Here is an 18050-nt window from a genome sequence, read left to right on the forward strand (position 1 = left end):
GCGGAGGGTTTATGTTACCAGGACAGGGTAAGTTCGGCATTATTATCAGCAGAATACCGGTTATGCAGTCCGGATTGAAGGCAATCGTTGGGGAGCATCTTCCTGATTATGAGTTGAGTTTTTGCCGTTCTCAGGAGGAACTCACTCTGCTGCAATTGCGTCGTGCGGTGCTGGTTATTGCTGATTTATCTGGTGAAATTGAGCAGCCAGGACAGGTCTGCGAGCACTACTACTCTTTAATGACCCAATACAGGGATATACATTGGGTCTTTATGGTAGGAAACGCCTGTTATCCATTAGCGGTTGAATTATTAATGCGGCCTGAAAGTTCATTAATTTCAGATAGTGAACCGGTAAAGCGCCTGATCGAAGTGATTCGCGCTGGAGGTCTTGCCGCCGAGCGAATCAGCCAGACATTATTCTCGCCTGCAATGCCTGCCATTGGTGAAGAACAGTCAAATATAGTTATCTTGACCCTTTCAGAGCGTAAAGTATTAAGACTTATCGCAAAAGGATGGGGCATTAATCAAATAGCCGCTTTATTAAAGAAAAGTAATAAAACCATAAGTGCGCAGAAAAATAGTGCGATGCGCCGCTTATCTTTGCGCAGTAACGCAGAGATGTATGCCTGGATTAACAGTGCACAAGGAATGAAGGAACTGAATATTTATTCAGCCTATGGAGACCAAGCGGAATGGAAAAAAATCACCCAGCACGATACATCGCTATCGTAGAGAAATGCGCGATGACGGAAGTGGCTCTCCGTCATGTGTTACTTAATGAAAGCGGTAAGAATTATTGTATTCAGTTCTTTAAGAATACTCAGGAATTAAAGCGAGAATTTAAGTCCGCCCATTTTTCAGCGGTTATTTTCTCTCTTTCAGGTAATCGCCGCTCTCGCCTTGAAAGCTTACTTTTCCTCCATGACATCGCGCGTTATTACCCTGAAATACAGAGAATTATCTTAGCAAATGATGAAGCGGAAATGCGTTTGGTTAACCATCTTACGCCTTATCGCTTACACGGCATTCTGAATAAATCAGCCTGTCGGCTAGTGTTGCAGGAACACCTGCTCCAGCTTCTTGATAACAGCTATCAGGCTAATGAGTGTTCCCTAAGCCAGAAACAGGGCATGTATAGTCAAATTCTGAGCCCAACGGAACATACGATCCTGCGCTATATGTCCTATGGTTACTCATTGCCTGAAATTGCGACACAGCTGGAACGAAATATCAAAACGATTCGTGCCCATAAATTCAACGCTATGACCAAACTTGGCGTGAGTTCTGATATGGGACTACTGAGCGCGGCGGATATATTAATGCGCTTATCGGCGAATAATGATGATGCCAGAAGCATATGCCTTGCTCAGTAGTGCCCGATCTATTAAAGACAGACATCAATCCAGGTAGCATCAGTCAGCTGCGCCATTCGCTCGGGCGAAATGCGAACGGCGCTATGGATTGAACCTGCTGCTGGCAGCACTTCAGGATACTGCTTTAGAGAGATATCACAGTAGACGGCCAGCGGAATTTCCAGGCCAAATGGGCAGACGCCGCCAATGGGATGGCCGGTTAGCGTAATAACTTCGTCACTACTTAACATCCGCGCTTTGGCGCCGAATGTCTCCTTTAGTTTTTTATTGTCCAGCCGTGCATCGCCTTTTGCGACAACGAGCACAACTCTGTCTTTTATTTTTAAAGAGAGGGTCTTTGCTATTTGCCCGGGTTCAACGTTATGCGCCGCTGCGGCTAATGCTACCGTGGCCGTACTCTGATTTAGTTCGATGATTTCGATATCGGGGGCGTGGTCAGTAAAAAACTGCCGCACGGACTGCAGACTCATTGGAATCTCCTGATTAAGGCTTGTTAAAAATCTGTCACAAGCATCGCAAAGTGTAAATATAGCTGGTAGATAATCAAGATTCTTTCCAATTTCTGGATCTCCTTCACATTCACCGCAACCGGTTACTGTAACCGGTTGCGGTTATTCATATAGACATGAATACTGACAAGGTAACTTCCCTGCGTCACCTATAACAAAAGAGCCGAGGATGAACAGAACTTTCTTGAGCTGTATCGCTAGTGGGTTATCCGATCAGGTAATCCACTCGCCGAATAGTGTTCATCATAACGGCAAAAAAATCGTTGTTGGGCCTGTTCATCTAGCCTGTCAGGAGGGCTGCTATGTCTGCTAACCATGCTGCATTTAATCTGATATTTCGCTTTGTAGAAAATTACATCAGCCCTGTCGCCGGGCGCATATCGTCTCAGCGCCACGTTATGGCTATCCGTGATGGTTTTATCTCCGCGATGCCGTTTATGATTGTAGGCTCTTTTCTTCTGGTATTTGCCTATCCGCCGTTTTCGCCGGATACCACCTGGGGATTTGCCCGTGCCTGGCTGGATCTGGCAAAAGAGTTTGAAGGGCGTATTTTGACGCCGTTTGATATGACTATGGGCATAATGTCTATCTATATCTGCGCTGCGATCGCCTATAACCTCGGTAAGCATTACGAAAAAACGAATCAGCTCGATCCTTTCATGTGCGCCATGCTGTCGATTATGGCCTTCCTGCTGGTGGCGGCGCCAAAAACTAACGGTAACCTGCCGGTAGATAGCCTGGGAGGAACGGGGATTTTTACCGCGATTCTGGTGGCCGTCTACTGTGTTGAAATGATGCGTTTCCTTAAGGTGCGTAATATTGGTATTCGCCTGCCGGATCAGGTACCGCCAATGATCAAAAACTCGTTTGATCTGTTGATCCCGGTACTGGTTGTCGTCCTGACGCTTTACCCCCTGAGCCTCTTTATCCAGCATCATTTTGATATGCTGATCCCTCAGGCCATCATGGCTATTTTTAAGCCCCTGGTTTCCGCGGCAGATTCACTTCCGGCAATTTTGCTGGCGGTTCTGGTGGGGCATCTGCTGTGGTTTGCGGGTATTCACGGCGCGGCTATTGTTTCCGGTATGCTGCAGATGTTCTGGCTAACTAATCTTGGCATGAACCAGCAGGCTCTGGCTCAGGGAGCCCCGCTGCCGCATATCTTTATGGAAGCGTTCTGGACATTCTTTATCGTGGTTGGCGGTTCTGGGGCGACGATGGGGCTGGTATTCTGCTATCTGCGCAGCCGCTCTGCACATTTGCGTTCGATTGGTCGTCTGAGCGTGGTGCCAAGCCTTTTTAACATTAACGAGCCGGTTATTTTTGGTACGCCTATCGTAATGAACCCGGTATTTTTCATTCCCTTCCTGCTGGCGCCGATGGTTAACGCCGTACTGGCCTGGGCCGCGATGAAGCTTGATCTTATTGGTCGGGTGATTTCGGTTGTTCCGTGGACGGCTCCGGCACCGATTGGCGGCGCATGGGCGTTGGGCTGGGATTTCCGGGCGGCGATTCTGGTGCTTGTCCTTGCCTGCGTTTCCGCGATTATCTATTTCCCGTTCTTTAAGGTGTACGAGAAACAGCTGCTGGCGCAGGAGGCCGAAGAGGCGCAGCGCATGGTGGAAGAGAGCCAGCAGACGGCATAAAAACAAAAGGGCGGCTGGAATAGCCGCCCTTTTACTTATCAATAGATTATTTCAGCGTGCAGTCACCGCACTGCTGAACGTCCGGCAGGCGATAGCGCTGGCAGCAGGTGCGGCGTACGAGCTGTCCTTCTCGTAAAACCACCGTCCGCCAGAGCGGGTTATCCTGGCCGTCTGATAGATGTTTTTCGAAGAAGCAGTGCCGGCGCAGAGCGGCAACTTCTTCGTCCCCAAGCAGCGTTTTCATCTCCCCGAGATACCAGTTGATTAGATAACCCGTATTACTCCAGATGAGTTTGCCATTGATATCGCCGGTATCTTCCAGGGCCTGTACCACGGGTTGTAAAGCCGTGGTGATTAGCCTTTCCATTCGGAGCTGAGCGGACTGGTTCGCGGAAGTATCTGCTGAATGGACATCAATCCAGAAACAGGCAGCACGGCCGGTTTCATGAAACTCGACGTGAAAATGTTCCGGCGCCAGGCTAATGGTGCGTTCTTCGCTTAACAGGGCCAACATTAAAGGGGGGACCAGTAAACCGATATACCATTGTGCCCAAAGGGAGAGGAGCGGTTTTCGCTCACGGGCTTGTCCTGGCTGGTGACGATAAATATGATCGGACCAGGTCGCCATCAGTGAGCTCAGCGCCATTGGTTGCGACCACTCCGCCAGGGTTAGCGCATGATGAGGCGCTTCTTCATTAAGACGGATAAAATCCAGCAGATGAGGACGCAGCGCGGTAATTTTGTCACGTATAGAATGCGCCAGTTCACGCTCGGCCGAAGGCAGCGGAGCCCGCCAGATGATGTCATTGCTAAATGCGAGTGAACGATAAGCCATCGAGCGCCAGATACAAATCTAAATGATAATGATTTTTGATACTAATGCCATGACGCCGGCCTGGCAAGAGATTTTTCCGCGCGGCGACTCCCTGCTGCGCGGTAGATGACTAACTAGCGAGAATAATGTTTCGACCCATATTTTTAGCTTCGTAGAGCGCATTATCCGCTCGCTTTAATGCGCTATCGATATCAGCATCCACTAGCGGGGTCATACCGATACTAATGGTGACATTGGTCGCGACGCTTTCATTAAACATATGCGGGATTTTCAGATCGTAGACCCGTTGGCGAATTCGCTCTGCGGCCAGCAGCGCGTTCTCTGCGCTGCTGCTGGTCAGCAGCACCATAAATTCTTCTCCACCAAAGCGGGCAACAATATCGCGTGAGCGCACGGCGTTACGAATGGCGGCTGAAACCTGAATCAATGCCTGGTCGCCCATCATATGCCCATAGTGGTCGTTGTAGGCTTTGAAATGATCAATATCCAACAACAAAACATAATGTCCGCTGCTGTCGAGCGAAAGTATGGTATCCAGACGATTTTGTAGACCTCGACGGTTATACAAGCCGGTAAGGGGATCCAGCATACTGAGATCGTTCAGGGTATTTCGCTCTTTCAGAAGCTTATCCATTAGCCCCTGAGTGAATAGATCGCTGCGTTTCTGAATGACGCTTTGAAGGGTGATGCCTGCGATAGGCAATACGAAGCACCAGGACATGCGCAACCATTGTTCCCCCCCATCAAGTACCAGGCAGGTGATGTATGTTGGCAAAGAGTGCAAAGTAAAGGCAATGATATTACTGGAAAAAGCAATAGCACCAATAAATAATACGCTTAATAAGGCGATAACCAGATAGTTAAAATGTGGAGGGTCCATCACCATTGCTTTTTGCGCTACGTGCCACGCCCAAAGCAGGCCAAATATCAGAGAAATAAACGGAATACTTATTTTTTGCTGCGAGAATTTCCAGTGCCATAACAGCAGGGCGGTGCTGCAGGCAACTATCAGAAAACAGGGGAGGGTAAAAGCAATAACGGTAAAAAGAGGGTTGATAAGGGATAGGAAGGATGAAACTAAATTAAGCAGTAAAAATAGCCGTAAGGAATACTGATATTTTTGTTCGTAATGCGAACGCCAGGATTGAGCAGTCATGTTGGGATTATCATTATTAATCGTTAAAATTCAATATGATGTTGGCTTGACGTGAATAATAAAAAATAGTGCGCAAAATAAGTTTTTTACGAAATAATCAGGAAGTTTAATATATAATTCGTTTTGCTTAATTTATCACCTTCATGAATGTATGTCATTACCACAAACGTAAAGAAGAAGGTCTTGTTATTCCTTTTACATGACAAATGATAAAAATTATCATATGATATTGGTTATCATTATCGTTGTGAGAGGCGTAAACATGTTGCAGCGAACTTTAGGGAGTGGTTGGGGAATACTGATCCCCGGCGTATTGATTGCCGCCCTTGGTTTTGCCGATTTGTCGCTGGATATCTGGCGCGGACTGGTAGCTTTGGGAATGCTGATGTCAGCGATGATGATTTGGCACCGCCAGCTAAGACACTTCGTGTTACTACCGTCGTGCGTCGCGTTAGTCAGTGGAATTATGCTGATAATGATGAATTTGAAGCTGATGGGATGAAGCAGAAGGGTAAGAATATTGGTGCGAGGGGGGGGACTTGAACCCCCACGTCCGTAAGGACACTAACACCTGAAGCTAGCGCGTCTACCAATTCCGCCACCTTCGCACAGTATTCTTAATTTTTGATATCGCCTCGTTGGTGCGAGGGGGGGGACTTGAACCCCCACGTCCGTAAGAACACTAACACCTGAAGCTAGCGCGTCTACCAATTCCGCCACCTTCGCCCAGTGCGAGCAATATCAACGTGGATTATGGTGCGAGGGGGGGGACTTGAACCCCCACGTCCGTAAGGACACTAACACCTGAAGCTAGCGCGTCTACCAATTCCGCCACCTTCGCATACCATCGACACTATGAAAGTATCGTTACCACGGAGGCGCATTCTAGTGGTTTTCAGATATTCGTCAATAGTTAATTGTATCAGTTGCATTGATTGTTGCAAAAATGGACGGGTAAAGGAGGGAAGCATCGGCGACAAACGACTGCTGTCGCCGAAAAAACGCGGGGTTATTTCTTCGCCTGACGGGTCATCACCGTACGGTAGACCTTAAAGCGGCCGGTTTGGGCGATCACCTCATGGAAGCCAAAGATCTCATCCAGTACGTTCGGATAGGGCAGGAAGGCGTTGGCGACAATGCGCAGCTCTCCGCCGCTGTTGAGGTGGTGCACGGCGCCGCGTATCAGAGTTTGCGCGGCCTCCAGGCTAGTCTGCAGACCATCGTGGAAAGGCGGGTTGGAGATGATCATGTCAAAGCGGCCGTTCACTTCGGAGAACACGTTGCTGGCGAACACGTCTCCTTCAATGCCGTTAGCGGCGAGCGTGGCGCGGCTGGCTTCTACTGCCGGGGCGCTGACGTCGCATAATGTTAAGCGAACTTTAGGCGAGTGGCTTGCCAGCACGGTTGCCAGCACGCCGGCGCCGCAGCCGACGTCGAGCACTTTACCTTTGGTATGCGGCGTTAGCGTGGAAAGCAGCAGTTGGCTACCGGTATCCAGGCCGTCACGGCTGAAGACGCCCGGCAGCGTTTTAATCGTCAGGTTTTCCAGCGGATACTCGCCCCAGTACTGTTCTGGATTGAATACGGGCTGTTTTTCCAGGCGACCGTGATACAAACCACAGCGGCGCGCGCTGTCGATTTTATTCAGAGGCGCATATTCCGCCAGCATCTGCTCGGCGCTGCGCACGCCGCTACGGTTTTCGCCAACCACAAAAATATCAATACCGACCGGCAGCAGTGAAAGCAGGTTCATCAGCTGAAACTGTGCTTCGGGTTTGTTTTTAGGCCAGTAATAGATCAGCGTATCGCAATCGGCAATATCGCTGGCTTCAGCGACCAGGCTAAAGCGGGCGTTTTCACCCATCTGGCGGCTCAGCACCTGCCAGTGGTGAAACTGCTGGGTATGGGCGCGGCTGGCCGCCGTATCCAGACGCGCGGGCAGGTCATCCTGCATGTCACCGGCAAACAGAACGCGGGCGGACTCGAAATCATCACTGTGGCGCAGCAAGACTTCACTTGCCGGGGTAAAAGCGGACATGAAACACTCCTTCATTGAGACTGGCGCCGATTATACACGTTATCTTTCAGGCTGCCTCTTTGTTGGCGATGCGCTTCTCCGGCCGCGTAGTTTGTTGGCGCGGATACGACGGATTTGCTATATTGCGCGCTTAATTAACAGGAGTGTTTCGCTATGGCATCCCGACGAGACTGGCAATTACAGCAGCTGGGCATCACCCAGTGGTCGCTACGTCGTCCTGGGGCGTTACAGGGTGAAATCGCTATCTCACTTCCTGGACACATTCGTCTGGTGATGGTAGCGGAAGAGCTGCCGTCGCTGACCGAGCCGCTTATCGGCGATATTCTGCGCGCGCTGGCTCTGACGCCGGAGCAGGTGATGCAGCTAACGCCTGAGCGCGTTGCGATGCTGCCCCAGGAGGGCCGCTGCAATAGCTGGCGGCTGGGTACCGACGAGCCTCTGCCGCTGGCGGGTGCACAGCTATCCACGCCCGCTTTCGATGAACTTCAGACCAGCACGCCTGCTCGCATGGCGCTCTGGCAACAGATCTGCGCACATGAACACGATTTCTACCCTCAACGCGGCTGATTTGCCCCACGCCTGGCAAATTGAAACCCGCGCCCATGCTTTCCCCTGGAGCGAGCAGACGTTTGCCAGTAATCAGGGTGAACGCTACCTGAATCTTCAACTGTCAGTGGACGGCGTGATGGCGGCTTTTGCGATTACGCAAATTGTGGTCGACGAGGCGACGCTGTTCAATATCGCCGTCGATCCAGCTTTTCAGCGTCGTGGGCTGGGCAGAGAACTGCTGGAACATGTTATTGATGAAGTTGAAAAACGCGGCGTCGTTACGCTGTGGCTGGAGGTGCGCGCATCTAACGTCGCCGCCATCGCGCTCTATGAAAGCTTAGGCTTTAACGAGGCGACGATTCGCCGCAACTATTACCCCACGGTCGACGGACGTGAGGACGCAATAATTATGGCACTACCAATCAGTATGTAAGACAAGGTGATACGATGAAGTGGGACTGGATTTTCTTTGATGCCGATGAAACGTTATTTACGTTTGATTCATTTAGCGGCCTACAGCGGATGTTTCTCGACTATAGCGTGACGTTTTCCGCCGAGGATTTTCAGGACTACCAGGCCGTGAATAAGCCGCTATGGGTTGATTATCAGAACGGCGCCATCACCTCTTTGCAGCTACAGCATCAGCGTTTTGACGGCTGGTCGGAGCGTCTGAACGTCCCTCCCGGAGTACTGAATGACGCGTTTATGAACGCGATGGCGGAGATCTGTTCGCCGCTGCCGGGGGCGGTATCGCTGCTGAACGCGCTGCAGGGTAAAGTGAAAATGGGCATCATCACTAACGGTTTTACCTCGCTGCAGCAGACGCGTCTTGAACGGACCGGGTTACGCGATCACTTTGATTTGCTGATCATTTCTGAAGAGGTTGGCGTCGCTAAGCCGGATGCGCGAATTTTTGACTATGCGCTGGCGCAGGCGGGCAATCCTGAGCGTTCGCGGGTGCTGATGGTCGGCGATACGGCCGAGTCTGATATTCGCGGCGGGGTAAATGCCGGTCTGGCGACCTGCTGGTTCAACCCTCATCAACGCGAGCTGCCGGCTGACCTCCGTGCTGACTGGACGGTGGCTTCTTTAAGCGAACTGGAGCAACTCCTGTGTAAACACTGATTGCCTCCCCCCCATTGATGGGTAAAATAGCCGCAATTTTTCCATATTCAACATGCGCGGCGCGTTGCCGCTTACTCAAGAAGATTGAATTATGACGTTGTCTCCTTATTTGCAGGAGGTGGCCAAGCGCCGCACTTTTGCCATTATTTCTCACCCGGATGCCGGTAAAACGACCATTACTGAAAAGGTTCTGCTATTCGGACAGGCTATCCAGACTGCCGGAACGGTAAAAGGCCGTGGCTCCAGCCAGCATGCGAAATCTGACTGGATGGAAATGGAAAAGCAGCGTGGTATTTCTATTACCACTTCCGTCATGCAGTTCCCGTATCACGACTGCCTGGTTAACCTGCTGGATACCCCAGGACACGAAGACTTCTCCGAAGATACCTACCGTACCCTGACGGCGGTGGACTGCTGCCTGATGGTTATCGATGCCGCCAAAGGCGTCGAGGATCGTACCCGTAAGCTGATGGAAGTCACCCGTCTGCGCGATACGCCGATCCTGACTTTTATGAACAAACTTGACCGTGACATCCGCGACCCGATGGAGCTGCTGGATGAAGTGGAAAACGAGCTGAAAATCGGCTGTGCGCCGATTACCTGGCCTATCGGCTGCGGTAAGCTGTTCAAAGGCGTTTACCACCTCTATAAAGATGAAACCTACCTGTATCAGACGGGTAAAGGCCATACCATCCAGGAAGTGCGAATTGTTAAAGGGTTAAACAACCCGGAGCTTGATGCGGCGGTGGGTGAAGACCTGGCGCAGCAGCTGCGCGATGAGCTGGAGCTGGTGCAAGGCGCCTCTAACGAGTTCGATAAAGAGCTGTTCCTGGCAGGCGAAATTACGCCGGTATTCTTCGGAACCGCGCTGGGTAACTTTGGCGTTGATCATATGCTGGACGGCTTAGTGGAGTGGGCGCCTGCGCCGATGCCGCGTAAAACCGACACCCGCACGGTAGAAGCCTCGGAAGATAAGTTTACCGGCTTCGTCTTTAAAATTCAGGCCAACATGGATCCGAAACACCGTGACCGCGTGGCCTTTATGCGCGTGGTTTCCGGTAAGTACGAGAAGGGCATGAAGATGCGCCAGGTCCGTATCGGTAAAGATGTGGTGATCTCCGATGCGCTGACCTTTATGGCAGGCGACCGCTCGCACGTGGAGGAAGCCTATCCTGGCGATATTCTTGGTCTGCATAACCACGGGACCATCCAGATTGGCGATACCTTCACCCAGGGCGAAATGATGAAGTTCACCGGTATCCCGAACTTCGCGCCGGAGCTGTTCCGTCGTATTCGCCTGAAAGATCCGCTCAAGCAGAAACAGCTGCTGAAAGGCCTGGTTCAGCTCTCTGAAGAGGGCGCGGTACAGGTGTTCCGTCCGATCGCTAATAACGACCTTATCGTCGGCGCGGTAGGGGTTCTGCAGTTTGACGTGGTCGTTGCTCGTCTGAAGAGCGAGTACAACGTTGAGGCGATTTATGAATCCGTCAACGTTGCTACCGCGCGCTGGGTTGAAAGTAGCGATGCGAAGAAATTCGAAGAGTTTAAGCGCAAAAACGAAATTCAGCTGGCGCTGGATGGCGGCGATAACCTCACTTATATCGCTCCGACCATGGTGAACCTGAACCTGACGCAGGAACGCTATCCTGACGTGCAGTTCCGTAAAACTCGCGAGCATTAATCCTCTCCGGAGCGCGGTTTTCGCCGCGCTCCACGCCGGTTTTCCCGTCGATTTCCCTTTCTGGAAAGTTCTTAATTCTTACCGTTTTGTCCGCTTTTTTACTCGTTCATGCCGCAGTCTTCCGGGTATCTACTACATTTAATAAGTAATTTTTGGAAATCTGGCTTAATAGACTACTTATTTTGCTATACCTGCTTAGATATAACGAGGAACGGCGATGACAAGACTTAAGAGCGGCAAGACACTCGTGGCCCTCTTCCTGGGCTCAGCAATAATCAGCGCTTCAGCGTATGCAGAAAACTCGGCCGTTGACAGTGCTAAATCTGCAGCAAGCAATGCCGGGCAAGCCGTCGATAATTCGATGAACAAAGTCGGGAATTTTATGGACGACAGCACTATCACCGCGAGGGTGAAGGCGGCGCTGATCGATCATAAAGACATTCGTAGCACCGATATCTCTGTGAAAACTGAAGATAAAGTCGTCACTTTAAGCGGTACGGTTGACAGTGCAGAACAGCATAAGCAAGCCCTTAGCGTAGCGAAGGCCGTTGAAGGTGTGGCCTCCGTTAATGACAAGCTGAGCGTGCATAATGAAAAATCCGCTTCGCTGAAAGGTTATGCAGGCGACACGGCGGTAACCAGCGAGATCAAAGCTAAATTGCTGGCTGACGATATCGTTCCGTCGCGTAACGTGAAGGTAGAGACCACTGATGGCGTCGTGCACCTATCCGGCACGGTCGAATCCAGCAAGCAGTCCGAGCGTGCCGAAGGCATTGCTAAAGCCGTTTCCGGCGTTAAAAGCGTGAAGAACGATATTAGCGTTAAATAAATCCATTCATTAAAAGAATTTATTCTGCGGCCTTTCCGCAGGATGTGTAGCACCACAGGGTTGTGTATGCGCGGCCTGAGTGCGCAGAAAATCGACCGTCATTAACTATGGTAAGGAGAGACGTATGTTTAGATGGGGCATTATTTTTCTGGTGATCGCCTTAATTGCTGCCGCTCTGGGCTTTGGTGGCCTCGCAGGTACCGCTGCCTGGGCTGCTAAAATTGTCTTTGTTGTCGGTATTATTCTGTTCCTGGTCAGCCTGTTCACCGGCCGTCGGCGTCCCTAGACGTTAACCAGTGAAATACCGTCTTACATAAAGCCAGTCAATGTGACTGGCTTTCTCAGTTTCAGGACGTTAAAAATTGCGTTACCTTTGTTTCTATTATAAGCAAGACAGGAAAGCAGGGTGGGGCAGCGAATTCCCGTTACGTTAGGCAACATTACGCCGTTATCGGTAAAACCCTTCCAGCCGGGCAGGCTTGCGCTGGTGTGCGAGGGAGGGGGACAGCGAGGGATTTTTACCGCCGGGGTACTGGACGAATTTATGCGCGCGGGATTTAACCCGTTCGATATGATGTTTGGCACCTCCGCCGGGGCGCAAAATTTATCGGCCTATCTGTGCAACCAGCCGGGCTATGCCCGTAAAGTAATCACCCGCTACACTACCGCCCGCGAATTTTTCGACCCGATGCGTTTTGTCCGCGGAGGCAACCTCATCGACCTCGACTGGCTGGTCGACAGTACCGCCAAAAAAATGCCGCTGGCAATGGCTTATGCTGAAGATCGTTTTGCTCAGGGAAAAGAGTTCTGGATGTGCGCCTGCCGCGGCGATGATTATACGCCAAACTATTTTTCCCCTACCCGGCAAACCTGGCTTGACCTGATTCGCGCCTCCAGCGCCATTCCCGGGTTTTACCGCAGCGGCGTGCTGCTGGAAGGAGTGAGCTATCTTGACGGCGGCGTCAGCGATGCGATACCCGTGCAGGAGGCCGCCCGTCGGGGAGCGCAAACCATCGTGGTGATCCGCACCGTGCCTTCGCAGATGTATTACACTCCGCAGTGGTTTAAACGAATGGAGCGCTGGCTCGGCGAAAGTAGCCTGCAGCCGTTTGTGAATCTGGTGCAGCACCATGAAACCACCTATCGCACCACGCAGGAATTTATTGAAAAACCGCCGGGTAAGCTGCGAATTCTGGAAATATACCCGCAGAGGCCATTGAAAAGTATGGCATTAGGCAGCCGCCTTCCCGCTTTGTTGGAAGACTACAAGACCGGTCGCCAGTGCGGGCGTTATTTCCTGGCCACCGTCGGTAAACTGCTGGCCGATAAACCGCCGTTATTGCGCCATTCGCCGCGCATTGCCGTGCCGAAAGCGGTGGTTATCCCGCCAGCACCCGTGGCCAATGAAATCCCTCAGACCCCGGTTATCGCGGCCCTGCAGGCTAATGATGCCAGCTTCGATAATGAGGATCTGGCGTGACGCGGCGATTTATTGATACCCACTGCCACTTTGACTTTCCTCCTTTCACCGGCGACGAAACCGCCAGCGTTGCCCGGGCGGCGCAGGCTGGCGTGACGCAGATTGTGGTACCCGCAACAGAAGCGGATAATTTTGCCCGCATCCTCGCGCTGGCAGAGAAGTATAGCGAGCTCTATGCCGCATTAGGTTTACATCCGATCGTTATTGAGCGGCATGATGAGGGTAGCCTGGAACGACTCGACGCCTGTTTGGCTCAGGGTCACGATAAGCTGATCGCCGTAGGGGAAATCGGTCTCGATCTCTATCGTGAGGATCCGCAGTTTGATCGTCAGGTTGCTGTATTTGAGGCGCAGCTGAGGCTGGCGAAGCGCTACGATCTCCCGGTGATCCTCCACTCCAGACGTACCCACGATAAGCTGGCTATGCTGCTAAAAAAGCACGCTCTGCCGAGAACCGGCGTGGTACACGGTTTTGCCGGCAGCCTACAGCAGGCGGAGCGTTTTGTGCAGCTGGGCTACAAAATTGGCGTTGGCGGTACGATTACCTATCCGCGCGCCAGCAAGACGCGGGATGTAATGGCGCAGCTGCCGTTGACGGCGCTGCTGCTGGAGACCGACGCGCCGGATATGCCGTTGAACGGTTTCCAGGGACAGCCGAACAGGCCTGAACAGGTCGCTCGCGTGTTCTCCGCCTTATGCGAGCTTCGCCCTGAGCCTGCGGAAGAAATTGCTAATGCTATGATTTGTAATACAAAAGAGGTTTTTTCTCTTCCATAATATTTTATGGAGTGATCTGTGTCTCATTCCTGCCTTTTTATCTCATTGTTTTGCTTAAAATGTGTGAGCTACGGCGGGCTTGATGGTTTCATACCGTTATAATCGCGGAGGTTTTAAGGCTGAACTATCAATACACAGGGACTCTGTATGCAAATTATCATGGGACTTATCGGCATGGTGGTGTTGTTAGCCATCGCTGTGCTCCTCTCAAGCAATCAAAAAGCCATCAATATGCGTACCGTCCTCGGCGCCTGGATTATCCAGGTGGGGATCGGCGCGTTAATTCTCTACGTACCGGCCGGGCGCACGGCGCTGCTGGCTATGTCAAACGGCGTTGCCAACGTTATCGCTTATGGCAATGAAGGGATCGGCTTTATTTTTGGCGGACTGGTTTCCGATAAGATGTTTGAAGTTTTCGGCGGCGGCGGGTTTGTTTTTGCTCTGCGCGTCCTTCCGGTGATTGTCTTCTTCTCATCGCTTATCGCCGTCCTTTATTATCTCGGCATCATGCAGTTTGTTATCCGCATTCTTGGCGGAGCGCTGCGGGCGGTACTGAAAACCTCGCGCACGGAATCGCTTTCTGCCACGGCGAATATCTTTGTTGGTCAGACCGAAGCGCCGCTGGTCGTGCGTCCTTACATCGCCACCATGACCCGCTCTGAGCTATTTGCGGTGATGTGTGGGGGCCTGGCTTCGGTCGCGGGCTCCGTTCTCGCCGGCTATGCCCAGATGGGCGTACCGCTGGAATATCTGATTGCCGCTTCGTTTATGGCAGCGCCGGGCGGTCTGCTGTTTGCGAAGATTATCGTGCCGGAAACTGAGCAGCCGCAAGATAGCCCGGCGCTGGAAAAAAATGACGCCGATCCTGAGGCTCCGGCAAACGTACTGGATGCTGCCGCATCCGGGGCAGCTTCGGGGATGCAGCTGGCGCTCAACGTCGGGGCGATGCTGCTGGCGTTTATCGCGCTGATTGCCCTGGTTAACGGTATTCTTTCCGGCGTCGGCGGCTGGTTTAACTATCCGGAGCTGTCGCTACAAATGATTCTCGGCTGGGTCTTTTCGCCGCTGGCGTGGGTGATTGGCGTTCCGTGGAATGAGGCTACCGTTGCGGGTTCATTTATCGGCCAGAAGCTGATTATCAACGAGTTTGTGGCTTATATGAATTTCGGCGAATATCTGAAAGCCGACGTCGAAGTGGCTGCCGCAGGTTTACAGGTGATTTCCACCCACACCAAAGCCATTATCTCCTTTGCCCTGTGCGGTTTTGCCAACCTGTCGTCCATTGCTATTTTGATTGGTGGATTGGGCGGGATGGCGCCAACTCGCCGACAGGAGATTGCGCAACTGGGTATGCGGGCCGTGGCGGCGGGTACGCTTTCTAACCTGATGAGCGCCACCATTGCAGGCGTTTTCCTCGCGCTATAACCGTAGTTATTGACTGCTAAAATCCCGGCGGTTCTTCAGCCGCCGGCGACTCGCTTCTTAGTGTTAAAATCCCATCATGCTTCAACGCTCTGTTTATCAATGGCTAGCGAGCTTTTTTGCATTTTCTCGCACAAAATGTGCGCACTGACGTCGAGTTGTTACGAGTGGTTATGTTATAATAATAACATTAGGTCGGCGCTGAGATTGCTGATTATGCTTACCGAGCGTTTTACTCGTTGAGCGCCAGCCATAAGATAATTTATGTGATTAATATCACGTTACAGCAATGCAAATTGGTGATTAGTTTTCATTAACTGTGATGTATATCGAAGTGTAGCGGCGAGGGAATGTTACAATAGTAACAGACTCGCAAGGTGAACAAACTTTAAAGCGGCAATACGCCGTCGGAGTATGAAATGACTGATTTAACTGCAAGCAGCCTGCGCGCGTTGAAACTGATGGACCTGACAACCCTGAACGATGATGACACCAATGAAAAAGTGATCGCGCTGTGTCGTCAGGCCAAAACACCGGTAGGTAACACTGCCGCAGTGTGTATCTATCCGCGCTTTATCCCGATCGCTCGTAAGACGCTGAACGAGCAGGGAACCCCGGATATCCGCATCGCGACGGTGACCAACTTCCCGCACGGCAACGATGATATTGATATCGCCCTGGCGGAAACCCGCGCGGCGATTGCTTACGGTGCCGATGAAGTTGACGTCGTGTTCCCTTACCGTGCGCTGATTGCGGGTAACGAACAGGTGGGTTTTGACCTGGTGAAAGCCTGTAAGGAAGCCTGTGCGGCGGCAAACGTTTTGCTAAAAGTGATTATCGAAACCGGAGAGCTGAAAGAAGAGGCGCTGATTCGTAAAGCGTCTGAAATCTCCATCAAAGCCGGTGCCGATTTCATCAAAACGTCTACCGGCAAAGTTCCGGTGAACGCAACGCCGGAAAGCGCGCGCATCATGCTGGAAGTTATTCGTGATATGGGCGTTCAGCAGAGCGTGGGCTTCAAACCGGCAGGCGGCGTGCGTAGCGCAGAAGACGCGCAAAAATTCCTCGCCATTGCCGATGAACTGTTCGGTGCCGAATGGGCAGACTCTCGCCACTACCGCTTTGGCGCTTCCAGCCTGCTGGCAAGCCTGCTTAAAGCGCTGGGACACGGCGATGGTAAGAGCGCCAGCAGCTACTAAAACGTAATTTGCCTGACCGTAAGGCCGGATGTCGTCCGGCCTGTGGTTGGTCTTTGACTCTTTCCCCGGGAGGTTATCTTGTTTCTCGCACAAGAAATTATTCGTAAAAAACGCGATGGTCATGCGCTGAGTGATGAAGAAATTCGTTTTTTCATCAACGGTATCCGCGATAACACTATTTCAGAAGGGCAGATAGCTGCTCTGGCGATGACCATTTTTTTCCACGATATGTCTATGCCGGAACGCGTTTCGCTGACCATGGCGATGCGGGATTCAGGTACCGTTCTGGACTGGAAGAGCCTTAACCTCAACGGACCGATCGTCGATAAGCACTCGACCGGCGGCGTAGGCGATGTGACCTCGCTGATGCTGGGACCAATGGTCGCAGCCTGTGGCGGCTATGTGCCGATGATCTCCGGGCGCGGCCTCGGTCATACTGGCGGTACGCTCGACAAGCTGGAAGCGATTCCCGGTTTCGATATCTTCCCGGACGATAGCCGCTTCCGTGAAATCATTAAAGATGTTGGCGTCGCGATTATCGGGCAGACCAGCTCTCTGGCACCAGCGGACAAACGTTTTTATGCGACCCGCGATATTACCGCGACGGTGGATTCCATCCCGCTGATCACCGCCTCGATCCTGGCGAAAAAACTGGCGGAAGGGCTGGATGCGCTGGTGATGGATGTCAAAGTCGGCAGCGGCGCTTTTATGCCGACTTATGAGCTTTCCGCCGCGCTGGCGGAAGCGATCGTTGGCGTCGCTAACGGCGCAGGCGTGCGGACGACCGCACTGCTGACCGATATGAATCAGGTGCTGGCCTCCAGCGCCGGTAATGCGGTGGAAGTGCGGGAAGCCGTGCAGTTCCTCACCGGCGAGTACCGCAATCCGCGGCTGTTGGAGGTGACGATGGCGCTGTGCGTCGAGATGCTCATTTCCGGCAGGCTGGCGGAGAACGACGCCGACGCGCGGGCTAAGCTTCAGGCGGTGCTGGATAACGGCAAAGCCGCAGAAGTCTTTGGCCGTATGGTGGCAGCGCAAAAAGGCCCAGGCGATTTCGTGGAAAACTACGATAAATACCTGCCGGGCGCGATGCTGAGCAAAGCGGTCTACGCCGAAGGCGAAGGATTTGTTGCCGAAATGGACACTCGCGCGCTGGGCATGGCGGTGGTCTCCATGGGCGGCGGACGCCGCCAGGCATCGGATCTGATTGATTACAGCGTCGGCTTTACCGACATGGTTCCTCTCGGCGCGCGCATTGATACACAGCAGCCGCTGGCGGTTATCCATGCTAAAGATGAAAACAGCTGGCAGGAAGCCGCCAGGGCCGTTAAAGCGGCCATTAAACTTGACGATAAAGCGCCTGAAATTACGCCAACGGTCTATCGTCGTATCACCGAATAGTTATATACTGATCTGATCGCTTTTTTGCA

At 52.2% G+C, this 18050-nt stretch carries 19 protein-coding genes and 3 tRNA genes; 15 read left to right on the forward strand and 7 right to left on the reverse strand.

Annotated elements, in window-relative coordinates:
- The first annotated feature begins 11 nt into the window (after nucleotides 1–11).
- Together GJ746_RS03670 and bglJ are read left to right on the forward strand one after the other, a co-directional pair.
- Nucleotides 12–734 carry a helix-turn-helix transcriptional regulator gene (locus tag GJ746_RS03670; RefSeq protein WP_154678977.1) on the forward strand — a complete coding sequence of 241 codons (723 nt, stop codon included), beginning with the start codon at nucleotides 12–14 and terminating at the stop codon, nucleotides 732–734.
- On the forward strand, nucleotides 695–1375 hold the full coding sequence (gene bglJ / locus GJ746_RS03675; protein ID WP_195908793.1) for a DNA-binding transcriptional activator BglJ: 681 nt from the start codon (nucleotides 695–697) through the stop codon (nucleotides 1373–1375). Before GJ746_RS03670 ends, bglJ begins: the two co-directional genes overlap by 40 nt.
- An 11-nt stretch (nucleotides 1376–1386) precedes the next feature.
- Here bglJ and GJ746_RS03680 read toward each other — a convergent pair whose 3' ends face one another.
- On the reverse strand, nucleotides 1387–1845 hold the full coding sequence (locus GJ746_RS03680; protein ID WP_154678979.1) for a YbaK/EbsC family protein: 459 nt from the start codon (nucleotides 1843–1845) through the stop codon (nucleotides 1387–1389).
- Between the two features lie 341 nt (nucleotides 1846–2186).
- Here GJ746_RS03680 and GJ746_RS03685 point away from each other — a divergent pair, with 341 nt between their 5' ends.
- A complete protein-coding gene (locus GJ746_RS03685) occupies nucleotides 2187–3530 on the forward strand; it encodes a PTS sugar transporter subunit IIC (protein WP_154678980.1) in 1344 nt (447 codons plus the stop codon).
- Nucleotides 3531–3576: 46 nt separating this feature from the next.
- Here the strand turns inward: GJ746_RS03685 and fhuF are convergent, their stop codons facing one another.
- Nucleotides 3577–4365 carry a siderophore-iron reductase FhuF gene (gene fhuF, locus GJ746_RS03690; RefSeq protein ID WP_154678981.1) on the reverse strand — a complete coding sequence of 263 codons (789 nt, stop codon included), beginning with the start codon at nucleotides 4363–4365 and terminating at the stop codon, nucleotides 3577–3579.
- A gap of 109 nt (nucleotides 4366–4474) precedes the next feature.
- Nucleotides 4475–5521, reverse strand: a complete 1047-nt coding sequence (locus tag GJ746_RS03695; RefSeq protein ID WP_154678982.1) for a GGDEF domain-containing protein — start codon at nucleotides 5519–5521, stop codon at nucleotides 4475–4477.
- Between the two features lie 262 nt (nucleotides 5522–5783).
- Between GJ746_RS03695 and GJ746_RS03700 the strand changes: the two genes are divergently transcribed.
- Entirely contained in the window at nucleotides 5784–6023 is a 240-nt protein-coding gene (locus GJ746_RS03700) for a DUF1435 domain-containing protein (RefSeq protein WP_154678983.1), read from the forward strand.
- 19 nt (nucleotides 6024–6042) lie between these two features.
- Here GJ746_RS03700 and GJ746_RS03705 read toward each other — a convergent pair.
- The 4 genes from GJ746_RS03705 to rsmC all read right to left on the reverse strand — a co-directional run bounded on the left by GJ746_RS03705 (nucleotide 6043) and on the right by rsmC (nucleotide 7559).
- A tRNA-Leu gene (locus GJ746_RS03705) sits at nucleotides 6043–6129 on the reverse strand.
- Nucleotides 6130–6160: 31 nt separating this feature from the next.
- Nucleotides 6161–6247, reverse strand: a tRNA-Leu gene (locus tag GJ746_RS03710).
- A gap of 28 nt (nucleotides 6248–6275) precedes the next feature.
- Nucleotides 6276–6362 (reverse strand) — tRNA-Leu (locus GJ746_RS03715).
- 168 nt (nucleotides 6363–6530) lie between these two features.
- A complete protein-coding gene (gene rsmC / locus GJ746_RS03720) occupies nucleotides 6531–7559 on the reverse strand; it encodes a 16S rRNA (guanine(1207)-N(2))-methyltransferase RsmC (protein ID WP_154678984.1) in 1029 nt (342 codons plus the stop codon).
- 153 nt (nucleotides 7560–7712) lie between these two features.
- Between rsmC and GJ746_RS03725 the strand changes: the two genes are divergently transcribed.
- From GJ746_RS03725 to deoA, 11 genes are all read left to right on the forward strand, one after another.
- Nucleotides 7713–8126, forward strand: coding sequence for a DNA polymerase III subunit psi (locus tag GJ746_RS03725; RefSeq protein WP_154678985.1), 414 nt, complete (start codon nucleotides 7713–7715; stop codon nucleotides 8124–8126).
- Nucleotides 8095–8541, forward strand: coding sequence for a ribosomal protein S18-alanine N-acetyltransferase (rimI, locus tag GJ746_RS03730; protein ID WP_154678986.1), 447 nt, complete (start codon nucleotides 8095–8097; stop codon nucleotides 8539–8541). Before GJ746_RS03725 ends, rimI begins: the two co-directional genes overlap by 32 nt.
- Before the next feature lie 14 nt (nucleotides 8542–8555).
- Complete coding sequence (gene yjjG, locus GJ746_RS03735) at nucleotides 8556–9233, forward strand: pyrimidine 5'-nucleotidase (protein ID WP_154678987.1); 678 nt, start codon at nucleotides 8556–8558, stop codon at nucleotides 9231–9233.
- 91 nt (nucleotides 9234–9324) lie between these two features.
- Nucleotides 9325–10914 carry a peptide chain release factor 3 gene (gene prfC, locus GJ746_RS03740; protein WP_154678988.1) on the forward strand — a complete coding sequence of 530 codons (1590 nt, stop codon included), beginning with the start codon at nucleotides 9325–9327 and terminating at the stop codon, nucleotides 10912–10914.
- Nucleotides 10915–11131: 217 nt separating this feature from the next.
- A complete protein-coding gene (osmY, locus tag GJ746_RS03745) occupies nucleotides 11132–11743 on the forward strand; it encodes a molecular chaperone OsmY (protein ID WP_154678989.1) in 612 nt (203 codons plus the stop codon).
- A 124-nt stretch (nucleotides 11744–11867) separates the two neighbouring features.
- On the forward strand, nucleotides 11868–12029 hold the full coding sequence (locus GJ746_RS03750; RefSeq protein WP_003856556.1) for a DUF1328 domain-containing protein: 162 nt from the start codon (nucleotides 11868–11870) through the stop codon (nucleotides 12027–12029).
- Between the two features lie 120 nt (nucleotides 12030–12149).
- Nucleotides 12150–13223 (forward strand): patatin family protein, encoded by a 1074-nt coding sequence (locus GJ746_RS03755; protein WP_154678990.1) that lies wholly within the window; start codon nucleotides 12150–12152, stop codon nucleotides 13221–13223.
- The gene (locus GJ746_RS03760) at nucleotides 13220–13999 is read left to right on the forward strand and encodes a metal-dependent hydrolase (RefSeq protein WP_154678991.1); all 780 of its coding nucleotides are present in this window, start codon (nucleotides 13220–13222) and stop codon (nucleotides 13997–13999) included. The genes GJ746_RS03755 and GJ746_RS03760 overlap by 4 nt, the downstream gene beginning before the upstream one ends.
- A gap of 147 nt (nucleotides 14000–14146) precedes the next feature.
- The gene (locus GJ746_RS03765; protein ID WP_154678992.1) at nucleotides 14147–15424 is read left to right on the forward strand and encodes a NupC/NupG family nucleoside CNT transporter; all 1278 of its coding nucleotides are present in this window, start codon (nucleotides 14147–14149) and stop codon (nucleotides 15422–15424) included.
- A gap of 416 nt (nucleotides 15425–15840) precedes the next feature.
- Nucleotides 15841–16620 carry a deoxyribose-phosphate aldolase gene (gene deoC / locus GJ746_RS03770; RefSeq protein ID WP_154678993.1) on the forward strand — a complete coding sequence of 260 codons (780 nt, stop codon included), beginning with the start codon at nucleotides 15841–15843 and terminating at the stop codon, nucleotides 16618–16620.
- Between the two features lie 78 nt (nucleotides 16621–16698).
- Entirely contained in the window at nucleotides 16699–18021 is a 1323-nt protein-coding gene (deoA, locus tag GJ746_RS03775) for a thymidine phosphorylase (RefSeq protein ID WP_154678994.1), read from the forward strand.
- Nucleotides 18022–18050 lie beyond the last annotated feature (29 nt).

The organism is Klebsiella oxytoca (assembly GCF_009707385.1).
In the GTDB taxonomy this organism is placed as follows: Bacteria; Pseudomonadota; Gammaproteobacteria; order Enterobacterales; family Enterobacteriaceae; genus Klebsiella; species Klebsiella oxytoca_C.